Origin of the sequence: Mycobacterium parascrofulaceum ATCC BAA-614 (assembly GCF_000164135.1) — a bacterium.
Taxonomy (GTDB): domain Bacteria; phylum Actinomycetota; class Actinomycetes; order Mycobacteriales; family Mycobacteriaceae; genus Mycobacterium; species Mycobacterium parascrofulaceum.
The window spans coordinates 437761-455283 of the sequence record NZ_GG770555.1; the positions used below are offsets into that span (position 1 = coordinate 437761).

Below are 17523 nucleotides of genomic sequence, written 5' to 3' on the forward strand. Positions count from 1 at the left end.
CGCGCGCCCCGACGCCGGGCCGACGCGGGGACCCGGCGGCCGTGGCGCGGGTGACCGCGCCGACCAGCACGCCGAGGACCAGGGTCAGCGGGATGACGGAAACGAGCGGCCAGCGGGCGGACTCGCTCACCGCCAGGGCAGCGACGAGCCAGGCCAGCGCCGCCCCGGCCAGCACCACGGCGCCGGTGATGGCATGGGTGGACCGCTCGTGGCGCTCACCGAGCTCGCGTGCTTGCCCGCCGCCGAGCCAGGTGAGCAGGGCCGCCGGCCACCGGGCCCAGCGCAGGTCGGTAGCTTCCCGGGCGCACATCAACAACACCTCCCAATCCGACAAGCCTCCCAGGCCACCGCCCGCCGCATCGAATCGAAGCCCCTCGCGTGTGGCGTGCCTCACACCGCGATCCGCTCTGGCCCAGGTCGGCGGGGGCAGCGTGGCGGTCGGGGATTTCCGGCGACGCGGTCGGATCAGCGACGGTTCCGGCGCCCGCCGTGAGACGGTATAAGCCTATGGAGATTCACGATTATGTCACCTACGAAGAGTTCGGGCGCAGGTTCTTCGAGGTCGCGGTCACGCCCGAGCGTGTCGCCGCCGCGTTCGCCGACATCGCCGGCAACGAGTTCGCCATGGAGCCCATCGCGCAGGGACCCGGCGGGATCGCCAAGGTCAGCGCCAACGTGAAGATCCACGAGCCCAAAGTCACACGCCGCCTTGGTGACAGCATCACCTTCGTCATACACATTCCCTTGTCGATCGATTTGCTGCTGGACCTTCGGCTCGACAAGCAGCGGTTCGTGGTCTCGGGGGATATCGCGCTGCGGGCCACGGCGCGGGCCGCCGAGCCGCTGCTGCTGATCGTCGACGTCGCGAAGCCGCGGCCCTCCGACATCACCGTCAACGTGTCGTCGAAGTCCTTCCGCGGCGAGGTGCTGCGCATCCTCGCGGGCGTCGACGGCGAGATCCGCCGGTTCGTCGCCCAGTACGTCGCCGAGGAGATCGACGCACCCCAGTCCCAGGCCGCGCAGATCATCGACGTCGCGCAGCAATTGCAGGAGGCCTGGCCGTAGGGCCCGCCCGACGCATAACCCCCGCCCGACGCATAGCCCCGCCCGTCCGCGGGTACTCAGTGCGCGTTGCGCGTGCTGGGGTGCCGGCGCCCGCAGCGACCATCGTCTGGGGAGGAGCTTGGAGACTTGGCACGTGTGGATGTCTCGGTGTCGTCGAAGGTAGACCCGGAGGCCGCGTGGAAGCTGGCGTCCGACCTGAGTCGGTTCGACGAGTGGATGACGATTTTCGCCGGGTGGCGCGGACCCGTCCCCGACAAGATCGAGGAGGGCACCTGCGTCTCGTCGTGCGTCAAGGTCAAGGGGTTCCGCAACGTCATCCACTGGACGGTCACCCGCTACGACGAACCGAAATCGATTGAGCTGCAGGGGCGCGGCCGCGGTGGGATCCGCCTCGGGGTGGCGATGGAGGTCACCGGTGAAGACCCCGGAACCGACTTTCACCTCACGGCGGACCTGGGGGGCGGGCTGCTCAGCGGGCCGATCGGGGGGCTGGTGGCCCGGGTGCTGCGCTCCGACGTGGAGAAGTCGGTGAAGAACCTGGCCGCCCTGCAGTAACGCCCCTGCCGTAGCCGCCTGCGACAGACGAGAGCGACACGCGAAAGCGGCTACCGCGCCGCGTGACCGAGCGGCCCGCCCCGTTCGGCATCGCGAATCCGCCTGCGGTCCATGGCCAGCCAGGCCAGGCCGGCCCCGAACGCGAGCAGGGCGACGATCGCGGCGGCGACACCCGCGCCGGCGTCCCCGAGGGCGAACGTGGCCACGCACACGGCGAACGCGAGGACGGCGGCCCCGACGATGACGAGCCCGGCCGTTCGGTCGGGGTCTCGCGCCGGCTCGGCGTGCTGCTGGCTCAGGATCAGGTCGTTGTCCACGGGACTGTGCGTCATGAGCGTCTCCTCGGGTCAATTCCGTTCGGCCGCTTCCGTGGTGCTACCCGGATTGCCGTCGGGACAAACGGCGTGAGGAGACGTGAGGAGACGCTTTCGGGGCGCGACGCCCTACAGGGTCTGGTGTCGCCCGAAGTACTTGTGGTCTTCGCTGTAACCGCCGTAACCGCTGCCGATGTCGCGGTAGTCGGCGACGAACTCGATGCCCTTGATCCACTTGACGAGCTTGAAGCCGTGCTGCAATTCGTTGCGCAGCCGCAGCGGCCTGCCGTGCATGTAGGGGAGGGGCTGATCGTTCATCTTGTAGGCGAGCATCGTCATGTGGTGATCCATCTGGCCGATGTGATGGGCGTTGTAATAGATGCCGCCCGTTGCGCCCAGGCCCATCGAATAGAACACCGCCCACTTGGCTTCCGGCAGCGGCTTGACGATGTCCATGATCGTCTTCATCTGCACGCCACCCCATTTGGCGACACCCGACCAGGCCTGGATGCAGAAGTGCTGGCTGATCTGCTCGTGGTAGGGCAGCGCCATCAGGTCCTCGAGCGAGAACTCCATCGGGTGCTCGACGAGGCCGTAAACCTTGAGCCGCCAGTCCTTGAAGTCGTTGGCTTCCAGCTCCTTGTACTCGACGGTCTCCGGCAGGCGGCCGTTGCGCCAGTGATGCGGCGAGATGTCCTTTTCGGTGAAGGCGCCGGGCTTGGGGTCGAGCTGTTCAAGCATGCGCTGGAACGGGCCGACCAGCGCGTACCCCACCCGCTGGATGACGCGAGGGTGACGAATCGTGAAGGGAGTGGCCCAAACCCACGCGATCGCCGTCAGCACCATGGCCGCAGCGAAGATCCCGAAGCCCACCCAGCTGTTGTCGTCGCGGGAGGCGAACATGTGGTTGAGGTTTCGCAGCGCGTTGGTCGTCAGCACCATCGTGACGTGCACCAGGATGAAGAACAGGAAGTAGACCAGCACCACGAAATGCAGCGACCGCGCGTGCTGGATGCTCAACCGCTTGCTGAGCCAGTGCACGCGCTGCGAGAGCGCGGGCGACATCCCCAGGCCGGTGATCAGCGCCGCCGGCGCGGCGATGAATACCGTGGTGAAGTAGGCCAGCAACTGCAGCCCGTTGTAGGCCACCCACCCGTTGTCGGTCGGCCAGTCCAGCGATAGGTACTGGACGGCCACCGATGCCGCGTTGGGGAAGACGTCCCAGCTCGTCGGCACGATGTGCCGCCACTGTCCCGTCGCGAACAGCAGCACGTAGAAGACCGCCCCGTTGACGAGCCACAGCACGTCCACGCCGAGGTGCCACCAGCGGGCCAGGCCGATCGAGTGCCGGAACCCGGGCAGCCCCAATTGCGGTGGCAGCGCTACGGTGTCGGCGTTGGCGGTCCACAACTCGTCGTCCGGTACCGGCGGGCCCACCCGCAGCCACTCGTCCTTACCCGGGGTGGCGTTGCGGCTGAAGTAGAGGCGGGGGTGGTCGCAGAGGATCTGGATCCCCGTCCTGATGATGAACATCATCATGAAGAGGTTGAAGAAGTGCGTCCATCCGATCCACGCGGGCAGGCCGGGGGTGACACCGGCGCTGTCCGTCCCGGGATAGCGCTGAATGAACGCCTGGACGGCCGGCATGTTGTGCAGACCTTTGCCGACGGCCACCCCGGCGATCAGCAAGGCAAAGCCGATGGGGATCAGCCAGAGCAGGTTGAACCACCGGTCGCGGCCGATGCGCAGCTTCGGCGCGGTCGCCCGCCGGGTGAGATCGAAGCCGCCGCCATAGGTTTCGACGTCGATGACGTCTTCGGCGGTGTGAATCTCGCTGCGGTAATCCGGTGGCGACTCCAGCGGGGTGCCCGCTGCCAGTGTCGATACGTTGCCGTTCGGCGCCGCGCGTCCTTCGGTGGTCCCGGCGGGATCGGCGTCTCGGCTCCGATGTTCGGTGTTCGTCACGCGGCCGAAAATACACGGATCGACTTGTATTAATTGGACACGATCAGGAAGAAATGCGTCGCCGGCGGGCCCGTTCGGACCGGCCGCGTGCGGCTTCGGTCGGGAACGAGCAAAATCCGCCACGCACCCGGCGAAGGTAACCGCAACTGCCCAAAAATCAGCCGTTTGCTACCGCAAATTCGGATCATGCGCGGACGCTGTGAGTTTGCGCAAAGTCTTCTGCCAGCCCGCTAGGTCGCGTCGTGTGGTCGCACCCGACGGGCCGAACGAGTCTCAAGGGCGTTGATGGTCAGGACGCGACGGCCGATCCGCCAGCGGTCGGTCAGCTCGTACTCGTCGTCGTAGCGCAGATGCCACACCACGTCGACGATCTCGTCGCCGCGCCGGTCCCAGTGATGGGCGATGCACGCCACGCGACCGCGGGCGGTGCCCGGCGCGGCGGCCCCGTCGTACACCTCGCCGACGATGGCGTGCTCGGTGCGGGCGACGGTCCCGACGGCGGAGACCGCGGCGGCGATGGCGTCCCGGCCCCGGTGTGCATGGATCGGTTCCAGCGCCCTGGGTGGCTCGGGCACCGTCAGCACCGCGGTGTCGGTGAACAGCGCCGCGACGGAATCGAATTGGCGCTCGTCCACCAGGGCGGCGTATCGGTGCACCAGGTCGCTGAGCGCCGCGCGCTGTTCGGCCGAGATGGTCATGGGCGGATCACGAGATCAAGGACAGCCGTTGCGCGCACGCGGACAGCATGTCCTTGGCCTGCTCGATGTCGGCGGTCGCCGGCATGGCCAGCACCAGCCGGTCGGCGCCCTGATCGGCGAGGCCGCCCGCGCGGTCGGCGTCGATCTTGTGCACCGCATGGCCCAGGGACACTTCGAGGGTCGCCGGGTCGCGGCCCGCCGCGGACGCTTCGTCGCGCATCACCGAGATCAATTCCGCCAGTTTCGGGCCGGTGACGCCGAGCGGCTGGAAGCCGTCGCCGAGCCGCCCCGCGCGGCGCGCGGCCGCCCGGCTATGGCCGCCGATGTGTATGGGAAGCCGTTCGCCGGCAACGGGTTTGGGGTAACACGTGACGTCGTCGAAGGCGAAGAACTCGCCGTGGTGCGACGCCCCGTGCGGTTGATCGGCCCACAGCGTCCGCAAGACGGCCATCTGCTCGTCGGCGCGCCTGCCGCGGCTGTCGAAGTCCGCGCCGCACGCCTCGAGTTCCTCCCTGAGCCAGCCCACGCCGACGCACAGCCGCAGCCGGCCACCGGACAGGGCGTCCACGGTGGCGGCCCGCTTGGCGAGCACCACCGGATGGTGGTTGGGCAGCACCAGCACGCCGGTGGCCAGCCCCAGGGTGGTGGTGCGGCCGGCCAGGAAGGCCAGCAGATCGAGCGGGTCGGGGATGGGGCAGTCGGCGGCCAGCCCGACGCGCCCGGAGCTGTCGTACGGGTAGACGCTCTCGTAGCGGGTGACCAGCACGGTGTGCTCGACGACGACGACCGACTCGAACCCGCATCGCTCCAGGTGAAGCGCGAAGGCCGCCATCCACTCGGGGTCCGCGGTGACGCCGTCGCCGACCGGTGCCACGACTGAGACCTTCATGGGCTCAAAAGCTAACAGGCGCCGTCTCGACGGCCGCGGGCGCGATCGCGCCGCGCACCGCCTCGGCCAGGGTGGCGGCGCGGGCATCGGTGAACAGGTCCTCGAGCAGCACCGGGCGCCCGTCGGGCCCGGTCAGCGGTACCCGCCAGTTGGGGTATTCGTCGGTGGTCCCGGGTTGATTCTGGGTCCGGCAATCACCGACCGCGTCAGTCAGGGCCACGCCCACCAGCCGCGACGGCGTCCGGCCCAGATAGCGGTACAAGGCGAGCACGACGCTTTCCACGTCCTCCTCGCCTTCCGCGAGCAACCCGACCCGGCGCAACTCGGCCAACCACGCCGCCAGCTCCGCCCGGTTCGAGGCGAGCTCGTCCTCGGCGGGACGGGTCAGCAGGCCCAGGGACTCGCGCAGGCGCACGTGCTCACCGGCCAGGTAGCCGGCGGTCGGCGGCAGGTCGTGGGTGGTCACCGAGGACAGGCAGTACTCGCGCCAGCGCTCGGCCGGCAGGGGACCGCCGTTTCCGTCGCGGTCGAGCTCGAACCAGAGGATCGACGTGCCGAGCAAGCCGCGCAGCAGCAGGTAGTCGCGCACCCACGGCTCGACCGTGCCGAGATCCTCGCCGACGACCACGGCCCCCGCGCGGTGCGCCTCCAGGGCGACGATGCCGATCATCGCCTCGTGGTCGTATCGCACGTAGGTGCCGTCGGTCGGCGGCAACCCCTGCGGGATCCACCACAGCCGGAACAAGCCGATGATGTGGTCGATGCGCACGCCGCCGGAGTGCCGCAGCACCGCGCGGATCAGCGCTCGGAAGGGCCGATACTCCTCGGCGTCGAGGCGGTCGGGCCGCCACGGCGGCTGGGACCAGTCCTGGCCGAGCTGGTTGAACTCGTCGGGCGGCGCGCCGGCGGTGACGCCCAGCGCCAGCACGTCCTGCAGGGCCCACGCGTCGGCGCCGTTGGGATGCACCCCGACGGCCAGGTCGTGCATCACGCCCAGTGCCATGCCGGCCCGGACCGCCCGGGACTGCGCGGCGGCGAGTTGCTCGTCGAGTTGCCATTGCAGCCATCGATGGAAGTCGACCGCGTCCGGATGCTTGGCGACGAAGGCGGCCACGCCCGGCGCGTGGGGATGCCGCAGCGACTCCGGCCAGGAATGCCAGTCGTCGCCGTACTTCTCGGCCAGCGCGCACCAGGTGGCGAAGTCGTCGAGCGCGCGCCCCTCACGGCCGCGGAAGGCCTCGTAGGACAACTCCCGTCCCGCCGACCGCGGCACCCGGTGCAGCAGCTCGAGCGCGGCGCGCTTCGCCGCCCACGCGCCGTCGCGATCGATGGCGTCGCGCCGGGCGGCTTTGAGTTGCACCTCGGCACGCAGCCGGCGCACCCGGCTGCGCTTGGGCAGCTCGGCGAGCTCGGGGATGGCCTCGACGCGCAGATAGATCGGGTTGACGAAGCGGCGCGACGTCGGCAGGTAGGGGGACGGCTCTATGGGCCGCGTCGGCGCGGCCGCGTGCAGCGGATTGACCAGGAGATAGTCGGCGCCGTGCCGCGACGCCGACCACACCGCCAGGTCGGTCAGGTCGGTCAGGTCGCCGACCCCCCACGACTGGCCGGAGCGCACGCTGTAGAGCTGGGCGGCCAGGCCCCAGCCCCGGCGGGCCCCGAGCCGCTCCGGCAGCCCGAGCCAGTCCGGCGTGATGATCAGGGCCGTGCTGGTCTCGTCGCCGCCGGAACGCAGGTGCACGCGGTGGTAGCCCAGCGGCAAATCGCCCGGCAGCACGAAGCTGGCCTCGCCGACCCAGCGCCCGTCCAGGTCGAACGGCGGGGTGAAGTTGTCCACCTGCTGGATCCCGCCGCGCACGGTGCCGTCCTCCAGCTGCAGCCAGACCTCGGCCGGGTCGCCGTGGGTCACGTGCACCCAGAACCGGGTCTGCTCTCCGGTGCGGCCGACGATGGTCGGCGGCAGCCGGCGGGCCCAGTGCGCCCGCAGCTTCGCGGTCAGGGCCGCGTTGCGCTCCTGCTCGCTGCCCGCCGCCACCCCGAGCGCGGCCAACACGGCCACCAGGGTCGTCGGCGAGACCGGCACCCGCCGCCCGGTCCAGTCCTCGTATTCGGTCGCGATGCCGTACCGCCGGGCAAGTTCGACCAGCGACGGCGCGAGCTCACTCATACCGGACATCTTGCTGCCAGAATCCGCCGGCCGACCAATCGGGAGAGGCCGGGGAGGGAAGGCGTCGCCCGCCGTGGCCGTTCGCCCAGGGCGCACGCTCGACAGGACGAGCCGGCCATTCGCCATTACGATGCCCTGAGGAGACATGAGGAGTCCGGGCGGGATCGGCGGGGGAACAGAAGATGCCAGCTCAACGGCGCCTGGCAGGCTGCTCGCGGCCGCATCGGCGGCGAGCCGCCGACAACCGGTCATCCGCGGACGAAGAGATGTAGCAGCGAACCCCATCGGCGCCGCGTGGCGAGGCCCGTACCGGTGCCTTACGGTTGTCGATGTAATTCGTGCAGCGGATATTTACGACGGACAATATCCAGGCGTTCTAGCAGACCGGATGGTGAATTAACGTGGCGGAAGAGAGTCGCGGGCAACGCGGGTCGGGGTATGGCCTCGGGTTGTCGACGCGGACCCAGGTAACCGGCTACCAATTCCTCGCTCGCCGCACCGCCATGGCGCTCACCCGCTGGCGCGTCCGCATGGAGGTCGAGCCCGGCCGGCGGCAGACGCTGGCCGTGGTGGCCTCGGTGTCGGCCGCCCTGGTGATCTGCCTGGGCGCCCTGCTCTACTCGTTCCTCAGCCCGGCGGGCCAAGTGGGGGATTCGCCGATCATCGCCGACCGCGACTCGGGCGCGCTGTACGTCCGCGTGGGCGACCGGCTGTACCCGGCGCTTAACCTCGCGTCGGCGCGGCTGATCACCGGCCGGCCGGACAACCCGCACCTGGTCAAGTCCAACCAGATCGCCAGCCTGCCGCGCGGCCCGCTGGTGGGCATCCCCGGTGCGCCGTCGAACTTCCACACCACGAGTCCGTCGACGTCGTCGTGGTTGGTGTGCGACACCGTCGCCACCTCGACCGGGGTCAGCGCCCCGTCCGGCGTCACGGTGACCGTCATCGACGGGAACCCCGACCTCAGCAACCACCGGCACGTGCTCAACGGGACCGACGCGGTGGTGCTCAGCTACGGCGGCGACGCGTGGGTGATCCGCGAGGGGCGCCGGTCACGGATCGACGCGACGAACCGGTCGGTGCTGTTGCCCCTGGGCCTGACGCCCGAGCAGGTCGGGCAGGCGAAGCCCATGAGCCGCGCGCTGTTCGACGCCTTGCCGGTGGGCCCGGAACTGACCGTGCCGCAGATCCAGAACGCGGGCTCCGCCGCCTCGTTCCCGGGCGCCCCCGGCCCGATCGGCACCGTCATCGTGACGCCGCAAATCAGTGGGCCGCAACAGTATTCGCTGGTGTTGGCCGACGGCCTCCAGACGCTGCCGCCGTTGGTGGCGCAGATCCTGCAGAACGCCGGGCCGGGCAACACCAAACCGGTGACCGTGGAGCCGTCGGCCCTGGCCAAAATGCCGGTGGTCAACAAGCTGGACCTGTCCTCCTACCCGGACGCGCCGCTGAACGTGGCGGACATCCGCGAGAATCCGGCGACCTGCTGGTGGTGGCAGAAGACCTCGGGCGAGAACCGGGCCCGCATCCAGGTCATCTCCGGCGCAACGATTCCCGTCGCGGCCAAGGACGAGAACAAGGTGGTGTCCCTGGTCAAGGCCGACACCACGGGCCGCGAGGCCGACCAGGTGTTCTTCGGGCCCGACTACGGCAACTTCGTGGCCGTCACCGGCAACGACCCCGGCGCCAAGACGACGGAGTCGCTGTGGTGGCTGACGGACGCGGGCGCCCGGTTCGGCGTCGACGACACCCGCGAGGTGCGTGAGGCGCTGGGGCTGAAGACGAAACCGAGCCTGGCGCCGTGGGTGGCGCTGCGGCTGCTCCCACAAGGCCCGACCCTGTCGCGGGCGGACGCGCTCGTGGAGCACGACACCCTACCGATGGACACGTCCCCAGGAGAATTGGCGGTACCTAAGTGAAACGCGGGTTTGCTCGGCCGACACCGGAGAAGCCTCCGGTCATCAAGCCGGAGAACATCGTCCTTCCGACGCCCCTGAGCATTCCGCCACCGGAGGGCAAGCCCTGGTGGCTGGTCGTGGTCGGCGTCCTGGTCGTCGGCCTGCTGATCGGCATGGTCGGCATGACCTTCGCCAGCGGCTCGCACGTGTTCGGCGGCGCCGGCGCCATCTTCCCGATCTTCATGATCGGCGGCGTCGCGATGATGATGTTCGGCGGCCGGTTCGGCGGCCAGCAGCAGATGAGCCGGCCCAAGCTGGACTCGATGCGGGCCCAGTTCATGCTGATGCTGGACATGCTGCGTGAGACCGCCCACGAGTCGGCCGACAGCATGGACGCCAACTACCGGTGGTTCCATCCGGCGCCCACGACGCTGTCCGCCGCGGTGGGGTCGCCGCGGATGTGGGAACGCAAGCCAGACGGCAAGGACCTCAACTTCGGTGTGGTCCGCGTCGGCGTCGGCATGACGCGGCCCGAGGTGACCTGGGGTGAGCCCCAGAACATGCCGACCGACATCGAGCTGGAGCCGGTGACCGGTAAGGCGCTGCAGGAATTCGGGCGCTACCAGAGCGTCGTCTACAACCTGCCCAAGATGATCTCGTTGCTCGTCGAACCGTGGTACTCGCTCGACGGCGAGCGGGAGCAGGTTCTCGGCCTGATGCGGGCCATCATCTGCCAGCTGGCGTTCTCGCACGGCCCCGACCACGTGCAGATGGTGGTCGTCAGCTCGGACCTCGACGAGTGGGACTGGGTGAAGTGGATTCCGCACTTCGGCGACCCGCGGCGCCAGGACGCGGCGGGGAACGCGCGGATGGTCTACAGCTCGGTGCGCGAGTTCGCCGCCGAGCAGGCCGAATTGTTCGCCGGCCGTGGGTCGTTCACCCCGCGGCACGCCAGTTCGTCGGCGCAGACCCCGACGCCCCACACGGTGATCGTGGCCGACGTCGTCGATCCCCAATGGGAGTACGTCATCAGCGCCGAAGGCGTCGACGGGGTGACGTTCTTCGACCTGACCGGATCTTCGATGTGGACGTCGGTTCCCGAGCGCACCTTGCGGTTCGACGACAAGGGCGTGATCGAGGCGCTGCCCCGCGACCGCGACACCTGGATGGTGATCGACGAGAAGCCGTGGTTCTTCGCCCTGACCGACCACATCAGCATCGCCGAGGCGGAGGAGTTCGCCCAGGCACTGGCTCGCTGGCGGCTGGCCGAGGCCTACGAGGAGATCGGCCAGCGGGTGGCCCACATCGGCGCCCGGGACATCATGGCCTACTACGGGATCGACGACCCGGGCCGCATCGACTTCCAGGCACTGTGGGGCGCACGCACCGACACGATGGGCCGGTCGCGACTGCGGGCGCCGTTCGGTAACCGCTCCGACAACGGCGAGCTGCTGTTCCTGGACATGAAGTCGCTGGACGAGGGCGGCGACGGTCCGCACGGTGTCATGTCCGGAACGACGGGTTCGGGTAAGTCGACCCTCGTGCGGACCGTGATCGAGTCGCTGATGCTCAGCCACCCGCCGGAGGAGCTGCAGTTCGTGCTGGCCGACCTCAAGGGTGGGTCGGCGGTCAAGCCGTTCGCCGGGGTACCGCACGTGTCGCGCATCATCACCGACCTGGAAGAGGACCAGGCGCTGATGGAACGCTTCCTGGACGCCCTGTGGGGCGAGATCGCCCGCCGCAAGGCGATCTGCGACAGCGCCGGCGTCGACGACGCCAAGGAGTACAACTCGGTCCGGCTCAGGATGCAGGCCCGCGGCCAGGACATGGCCCCACTGCCGATGCTCGTGGTGGTCATCGACGAGTTCTACGAATGGTTCCGCATCATGCCGACGGCGGTCGACGTGCTCGACTCGATCGGGCGGCAGGGCCGCGCGTACTGGATCCACCTGATGATGGCGTCGCAGACGATCGAGAGCCGCGCCGAAAAGCTCATGGAGAACATGGGTTACCGGCTGGTGCTGAAGGCCCGCACCGCCGGCGCCGCGCAGGCGGCCGGCGTGCCCAACGCGGTGAACCTGCCCGCGCAGGCGGGTCTGGGTTACTTCCGGCGCAGCCTGGAGGACATCGTCCGGTTCCAGGCCGAGTTCCTGTGGCGGGACTACTTCCCGCGCGGGCTCACCGACGACGGTGAGGAGGCGCCGGCGTTGGTGCACAGCATCGATTACGTTCGGCCGCAACTGTTCACCAACTCGTTCACCCCGCTCGAGGTCAGCGTGGGCGGCCCGGAGCTCACCCCGGCCGCCCTCACCAACGGCGAGACGCTCGAAGCCGACGGCGCGCCGACCGACGACGAAGACGTCGAGGGCATCCGGGTTCCGAAGGTCGGCACGGTGATCATCGATCAGCTGCGCAAGATCGACTTCGAGCCGTACCGGTTGTGGCAACCGCCGCTGAACCAGCCCGTCGCCATCGACGAGTTGGTCGACCGGTTCCTCGGGCGTCCGTGGCAGGAGGACTACGGCACGGCGCGCGACCTGGTCTTCCCGATCGGGATCATCGACCGCCCGTTCAAGCACGACCAGCCGCCGTGGACCGTCGACACCTCGGGCCCCGGCGCCAACGTCCTGATCCTGGGCGCCGGCGGTTCGGGCAAGACGACGGCCCTGCAGACCCTGATCTGCTCGGCCGCGCTCACGCACACCCCCGAGCAGGTCCAGTTCTACTGCCTGGCCTACAGCAGCACCGCGCTGACCACCGTCGCCCGGTTGCCGCACGTGGGTGAGGTGGCGGGTCCGACCGACCCGTACGGGGTGCGCCGCACGGTGGCCGAACTGCTCGCGTTGGTACGTCAGCGCAAGAGCACCTTTCTCGAGTACGGGATCGCCTCGATGGAGGTGTTCCGGCGCCGCAAGTTCGGCGGCGAGCCGGGCCCCGTCCCCAACGACGGGTTCGGCGACGTCTACCTGGTGGTGGACAACTACCGGGCGCTGGCCGAAGAGAACGAGGTGCTGATCGAGCAGGTCAACCTGATCATCAACCAGGGCCCCTCGTTCGGGGTGCACGTGGTGGTCACCGCCGACCGCGAATCGGAGCTGCGGCCCCCGGTGCGCAGCGGTTTCGGTTCCCGGGTCGAGCTGCGCCTGGCGGCCGTCGAGGACGCGAAGCTGGTGCGTTCCCGGTTCGCCAAGGACGTTCCGGTCAAGCCCGGCCGCGGCATGGTCGCCGTCAACTACGTCCGCCTGGACTCCGACCCACAGGCCGGTCTGCACACGCTGGTGGCGCGGCCTGCGCTGGGCACCACGCCCGACTACGTCTTCGAGTCCGACAGCATCATCGATGCGGTCAGTCGCCTCACCAGCAGCCAGGCCCCGCCGGTGCGCCGGCTCCCCGCCCGGTTCGACCTGGAGCAACTGCGCGAGGTGGCCGCACGGGACACCCGGCAAGGGGTCGGCGCGGGCGGAATCGCCTGGGCCATCTCGGAATTGGACCTGTCGCCGGTTTATCTCAACTTCGCCGAGAACGCGCACCTGATGGTGACCGGTCGACGCGAATGTGGGCGCACCACCACGCTGGCCACCATCATGAGCGAGATCGGCCGGCTGTACGCGCCCGGCGCCAGCAGCGCGCCCACGCCGCCGGCCGGTCAGCCCTCGGCACAGGTCTGGCTGGTGGACCCGCGGCGTCAGCTGCTGACCACGCTGGGTTCGGAGTACGTCGAGAAGTTCGCGTACAACCTCGACGGCGTGCAGGCGATGATGGGCGAGTTGGCGGCGGTCCTGGCGGGCCGCGAACCGCCACCCGGCCTGTCCGCGGAGGAGTTGCTGTCCCGGTCGTGGTGGAGCGGTCCGGAGATCTTCCTGATCGTCGACGACATCCAGCAGCTGCCGGCCGGTTTCGATTCGCCGCTGCACAAGGCCGCCCCATGGGTGACCAGGGCAGCCGACGTCGGATTGCACGTGATCGTCACGCGGACCTTCGGTGGCTGGTCCTCGGCGGGCAGCGACCCGATGCTGCGGGCGCTGGCCCAGGCCAACGCGCCGCTGCTGGTGATGGACGCCGACCCGGACGAGGGCTTCATCCGCGGCAAGATGAAGGGTGGCCCGTTGCCCCGCGGCCGCGGCCTGCTGATGGCCGAGGACACCGGTGTGTTCGTCCAGGTGGCGGCGACGGAGTTGCGCAAGTAGGACGCGGATACCGCTGCGCTGGGGTCGGTTGGATCAGCCCCAGCGCAGCGGTAACTCTTTGAGCGCGAAACTCTTTGACGGGAAGTTGATCTCGGGCGCGTAGTCCGCCGGCAGGTCGAAGTCGGGAATCTGCCTCAGCCATTCCCCGACGACCACCGTCAGCTCGATCCGCCCCAGGTGCGATCCCAGGCAGCGGTGCGGCCCGCCGCCGAATCCCCAGTGCCGGTGCACCTTTCCGTCCATCACGAGTTCGTTGACGGACGTGGCGTCGCTGTCGTCGCGGTTGACCGCGGCCATGCACAACCGCACCGATGTGCCCGAGGGCAGCGTCATGCCGCCGATTTCGACGACCTGGGTGGTGACCCTGGGTGCCACCGGCGCCGACGGCTCCAGCCGGACGATCTCCTCGACGAAGACCCGGATCTGGCGGGGATCGTCACGAAGCAGGTCGCGAAGCTGCGGCCGGCGCGCCAATTCGAGCAGGCAGAATCCGATCGCCGCCGTCACCGTGTCCAGCCCCGCCAGGATCAGCAGGTGGCTCATGCCCAGCAGTTCCACGTCACTGAAGTCGCCGTCGCTGGCCATGATCCGCGACAGCATGTCGGATCCCGGGCTCTGTCGCCGTTGCTGGATCACGTCGACCAGATACGCGAGCAGGTGCCGGCCCTGCTCGAGGTCGTCGGGCGTGAGGTAGGGCTTGTCACCGACGACGGCGTCCTTCCACCCGATCAGGCGGTCCCGATCCGCCAACGGCAGACCGTAGAGGTCCATGAAGACCTGAAACGGGTAGAGCCGGGCGAAATCGGCCATCACTTCGCATTTGCCTTGGGCCGCAAGCGCACCGATCATCTCGGCGGCGTGCCGTTCCAGCACCGGCCGGGACGCACTGAGGCCGTGGGGGCTGAAGAACGGCTGCAGCACCTTCCGGTAGCGGGTGTGCTGAGGGGGGTCAAAAGCCAACGGCACCACGGGCAACGGGTGCCCGGGCGGCTGCAGGATCGTCGACGAGAAGACCTTGGGGTTGCGCAGCGCGGCCAGGACGTCCTCGCGGCGCGTGATGTAGTAGTGGCCGTTCATGAACACCACCGGCCCCGCGTCGCGCAGCGTCTTCCATCCGACGCCTCGATCCACGGCCATGGGCAACTTCTCGTAATCGAGCCGCGGAAGGTGGAACGTGCCGTACTGGCCCCCGCCAGGAGTGGTCATGCGCCCAGTCTCCGCCTGTCTGTTTGTCTGGTGGCACACCAATATCGCATCCGCCGCAACGGGACACGAATCGAAGTGCCGGCCGAACGCGCGACTTACGGCCCGCGGCGGCGCCCGCACCTTCTTCTCCACCGCCCCGACCGACTAATCTACGACTCGATTCGTCAAGTGCGGTCCTGCTGAATTCGCATGGCCGGGTAGGGAGGAAACCTGTGCGGGTTCGTCTCGAGAAGTCGAAGTGCGTGGGCCACGCCCAGTGCTATGCGGTCGATCCGGAGCTGTTCCCGATCGACGACTCTGGCTATTCGACCCTGGAAGAACACGAGGTCAGGCCGGGGGACGAGCAGGTGACCCGCGACGGCGTCGCCTCCTGCCCGGAGATGGCGCTGGTGATCGAAGAGGACTGACGACCCTCCCGGCGGGCAAACCGCGGGTGAACAACCGGTTGCCGAAAATGAACGCTGGTCGACGGGGAGTGAACAATCGCTGGCCTGGAATGAACAGTTGGCATTGCGTATCGGAGCACTCCCGATAACAAACTAATCTCATGGGCGAGCGACAGTTCGGACACACGCGAGCTGTCGCTCGGTTGCTGACAACAGGGGATTCATTCGAGGCTTAAGGGTGCACGTTGTTCCTGAACGGACGTCCGAAACGCGTGGTGGCAGACCACCTTTGGATGCACGGTACGGGATCGGCACGATGCGCCGGCCGGCCCGCCGACTGGGGTGGTGGACCGCAAGGTTCGAGTCGGTGATCCCGGGATGTCGGCGGCCGGGGGGTGGCGTTTGCTTACGAAGCCGTGAACACGGCCACCACTGATTCCGATACGACGGTCGAGTTCGCCAGTGATCGCGGCCAACTGAGGAGAACAGGTGTTTGACTTCGGGGCGTTACCGCCGGAAATCAATTCCGGCCGGATGTATGCAGGTCCGGGTTCGGGGCCAATGATGGTCGCGGCAGCAGCCTGGGATGTACTTGCCGCAGAATTGGGCACGGCGGCAAGCGGTTACAACTCGATCATCGACGAACTGACCAACGGACCCTGGGTGGGCCCGGCCTCGACGTCGATGATCGCGGCCGTCACGCCCTACGTGAGCTGGCTGACGACAATCGCCGGCCAGGCCGAGGAGACCGCCGGTCATGCGCGCGCCGCCGCGGCGGCCTTCGAGGCCGCGTTTGCGATGACGGTGCCGCCGCCGGTGATCGCCGCCAACCGGGTTTTGCTGGCGACGCTGGTCGCGACGAACTTCTTCGGGCAGAACACGCCGGCGATCATGGCGACCGAGGCCCAATACATGGAGATGTGGGCCCAGGACGCGGCGGCGATGTACGGCTACGCCGCCTCCTCGACGACCGCGTCGCAGATGACGCCGTTCAGCGCGGCGCCCCAGACCACCACGCCGGACGGCGAATCCCAACAGTTCGCCGCCGTCACACAGGCCACCACGCAGCAGGCCGGCAACACGGCGCAGACCGTCTCCAACACGTCGTCGCAGCTGGCGACACCCCAGGTGCTGTCGGCAACCGCCCCCCAGACGGCGCAGCAAGTCATCACCGCCGGCACGGCACCGACCACCGGCTCTGTGCAGGATGTCCTGCCCAGCCCGACCAACTGGTGGTCGCTGACCCCCGGTAACTACACGGCGATCATCAAACAGACGCTGCAGGCGTATTTCGGCGTGGGTATCGGGAACTTCGGCTGGTCGATAGGCCAGCAGCTGACCTTCGGACCCGGTGGTTCGACCGTGGGTTCGGCCGGTACCTGGTTCCCGACGCCGCAGTTCGCCCAGCTGGGCCTGGGCAACCTGGGCAGCCTGGGCAACGCCGGTGGTGCGGTGACGGCCGGAGCCGGGCAGGCCGCTCAGGTCGGTGGGCTGTCGGTGCCCCAGCAGTGGGCCACGCTGGCCTCCTCGGTGAGCCCGGCCGAAGCCACCGACGTGGAGGCCGCTCCGATTCAGACCGTCTCGGCGAGCAGCCCGCCCGGCAACGCGCTGCTGCGCGGCATGCCCACCGGTGCGATGGGCCGTCGTGCCGGCGCCGCCGCCGGCTACACGCACAAGTACGGCTTCCGCTACAGCGTGCTGACGCGCCCACCATCGGCCGGATAAGGAAAGTCCAGGTGAACGGAAGTTGTCCACTAATGAACACTCGGCACTAGGGAGGCAAGGCAGCGCGTGACCCATCTAATCTCACGAATGAGCCATGCCCGCGGTATGCCCAATGGTGAACCGTTCCGCGAAGAGCACCGAGCCGAAAGACCAGGAGGGGAATCCAGATGTCATTTGTGACGACGCAGCCGGAGGCGCTGAGCGCGGCGGCCGGCAGCCTGCAGAGCATCGGCTCGGCGCTCAATGCGCAGAACGCGGCCGCGGCGGCCCCCACCACGGGGGTGGTGCCGGCCGCGGCCGACGAGGTGTCGGCGCTCACCGCCGCCCAGTTCGCCGCGCATGCCCAGATGTATCAGGCCGTCAGCGCGCAGGCGGCAGCCATTCACGAAATGTTCGTAAACACCCTCAGCATGAGCTCGGGGTCGTATGCCGTGACTGAGGCGGCCAACGCGGCCGCGACGGGTTAAA

Annotated in this window: 14 protein-coding genes; 7 read left to right on the forward strand and 7 right to left on the reverse strand. The window is 68.8% G+C overall.

Annotated features, from left to right (window positions below):
* Positions 1–394 (reverse strand): DUF4407 domain-containing protein (locus tag HMPREF0591_RS33145; protein WP_425270201.1); only part of this gene is annotated, 394 nt, incomplete at its 3' end.
* Positions 395–507: 113 nt separating this feature from the next.
* On the opposite strand from HMPREF0591_RS33145, the gene HMPREF0591_RS17550 reads away from it, so the two are divergent.
* Positions 508–1065, forward strand: a complete 558-nt coding sequence (locus HMPREF0591_RS17550) for a hypothetical protein (RefSeq protein WP_007169969.1) — start codon at positions 508–510, stop codon at positions 1063–1065.
* A 126-nt stretch (positions 1066–1191) separates the two neighbouring features.
* Entirely contained in the window at positions 1192–1620 is a 429-nt protein-coding gene (locus tag HMPREF0591_RS17555; RefSeq protein ID WP_040623037.1) for a type II toxin-antitoxin system Rv0910 family toxin, read from the forward strand.
* A 50-nt stretch (positions 1621–1670) separates the two neighbouring features.
* On the opposite strand, the gene HMPREF0591_RS17560 is transcribed toward HMPREF0591_RS17555, so the two are convergent.
* From HMPREF0591_RS17560 to malQ, 5 genes are all read right to left on the reverse strand, one after another.
* A complete protein-coding gene (locus HMPREF0591_RS17560; RefSeq protein ID WP_007169971.1) occupies positions 1671–1952 on the reverse strand; it encodes a hypothetical protein in 282 nt (93 codons plus the stop codon).
* A 111-nt stretch (positions 1953–2063) separates the two neighbouring features.
* Positions 2064–3812 (reverse strand): molybdopterin-dependent oxidoreductase, encoded by a 1749-nt coding sequence (locus HMPREF0591_RS17565; RefSeq protein WP_040623303.1) that lies wholly within the window; start codon positions 3810–3812, stop codon positions 2064–2066.
* Between the two features lie 317 nt (positions 3813–4129).
* The gene (locus tag HMPREF0591_RS17570; protein ID WP_007169973.1) at positions 4130–4597 is read right to left on the reverse strand and encodes a nuclear transport factor 2 family protein; all 468 of its coding nucleotides are present in this window, start codon (positions 4595–4597) and stop codon (positions 4130–4132) included.
* A gap of 7 nt (positions 4598–4604) precedes the next feature.
* Entirely contained in the window at positions 4605–5486 is an 882-nt protein-coding gene (locus HMPREF0591_RS17575) for an LLM class F420-dependent oxidoreductase (RefSeq protein WP_007169974.1), read from the reverse strand.
* A gap of 4 nt (positions 5487–5490) precedes the next feature.
* Positions 5491–7653, reverse strand: a complete 2163-nt coding sequence (malQ, locus tag HMPREF0591_RS17580; protein ID WP_040623038.1) for a 4-alpha-glucanotransferase — start codon at positions 7651–7653, stop codon at positions 5491–5493.
* 401 nt (positions 7654–8054) lie between these two features.
* On the opposite strand from malQ, the gene eccB reads away from it, so the two are divergent.
* Both eccB and HMPREF0591_RS17590 read left to right on the forward strand, forming a co-directional pair.
* Positions 8055–9572 (forward strand): type VII secretion protein EccB, encoded by a 1518-nt coding sequence (gene eccB / locus HMPREF0591_RS17585; RefSeq protein WP_007169976.1) that lies wholly within the window; start codon positions 8055–8057, stop codon positions 9570–9572.
* Positions 9569–13738, forward strand: coding sequence for a type VII secretion protein EccC (locus HMPREF0591_RS17590; protein ID WP_007169977.1), 4170 nt, complete (start codon positions 9569–9571; stop codon positions 13736–13738). The genes eccB and HMPREF0591_RS17590 overlap by 4 nt, the downstream gene beginning before the upstream one ends.
* Before the next feature lie 33 nt (positions 13739–13771).
* Here HMPREF0591_RS17590 and HMPREF0591_RS17595 read toward each other — a convergent pair whose 3' ends face one another.
* The gene (locus HMPREF0591_RS17595; RefSeq protein ID WP_040623041.1) at positions 13772–14944 is read right to left on the reverse strand and encodes a cytochrome P450; all 1173 of its coding nucleotides are present in this window, start codon (positions 14942–14944) and stop codon (positions 13772–13774) included.
* A 212-nt stretch (positions 14945–15156) separates the two neighbouring features.
* On the opposite strand from HMPREF0591_RS17595, the gene HMPREF0591_RS17600 reads away from it, so the two are divergent.
* The 3 genes from HMPREF0591_RS17600 to HMPREF0591_RS17610 all read left to right on the forward strand — a co-directional run bounded on the left by HMPREF0591_RS17600 (position 15157) and on the right by HMPREF0591_RS17610 (position 17522).
* On the forward strand, positions 15157–15351 hold the full coding sequence (locus HMPREF0591_RS17600) for a ferredoxin (protein WP_007169979.1): 195 nt from the start codon (positions 15157–15159) through the stop codon (positions 15349–15351).
* A 468-nt stretch (positions 15352–15819) separates the two neighbouring features.
* Complete coding sequence (locus HMPREF0591_RS17605; RefSeq protein WP_007169980.1) at positions 15820–17055, forward strand: PPE family protein; 1236 nt, start codon at positions 15820–15822, stop codon at positions 17053–17055.
* Between the two features lie 167 nt (positions 17056–17222).
* The gene (locus tag HMPREF0591_RS17610; protein WP_007169981.1) at positions 17223–17522 is read left to right on the forward strand and encodes a PE family protein; all 300 of its coding nucleotides are present in this window, start codon (positions 17223–17225) and stop codon (positions 17520–17522) included.
* Position 17523 lies beyond the last annotated feature (1 nt).

Excerpts from the sequence above, each read along its gene's own strand:
- HMPREF0591_RS17550 (WP_007169969.1), top strand. The coding sequence starts at position 508 with ATGGAGATTCACGATTATGTCACCTACGAAGAGTTCGGGCGCAGGTTC.
- HMPREF0591_RS17560 (WP_007169971.1), bottom strand. The coding sequence starts at position 1,952 with ATGACGCACAGTCCCGTGGACAACGACCTGATCCTGAGCCAGCAGCAC.
- HMPREF0591_RS17570 (WP_007169973.1), bottom strand. The coding sequence starts at position 4,597 with ATGACCATCTCGGCCGAACAGCGCGCGGCGCTCAGCGACCTGGTGCAC.
- HMPREF0591_RS17575 (WP_007169974.1), bottom strand. The coding sequence starts at position 5,486 with ATGAAGGTCTCAGTCGTGGCACCGGTCGGCGACGGCGTCACCGCGGAC.
- malQ (WP_040623038.1), bottom strand. The coding sequence starts at position 7,653 with ATGAGTGAGCTCGCGCCGTCGCTGGTCGAACTTGCCCGGCGGTACGGC.
- HMPREF0591_RS17595 (WP_040623041.1), bottom strand. The coding sequence starts at position 14,944 with ATGACCACTCCTGGCGGGGGCCAGTACGGCACGTTCCACCTTCCGCGG.
- HMPREF0591_RS17610 (WP_007169981.1), top strand. The coding sequence starts at position 17,223 with ATGTCATTTGTGACGACGCAGCCGGAGGCGCTGAGCGCGGCGGCCGGC.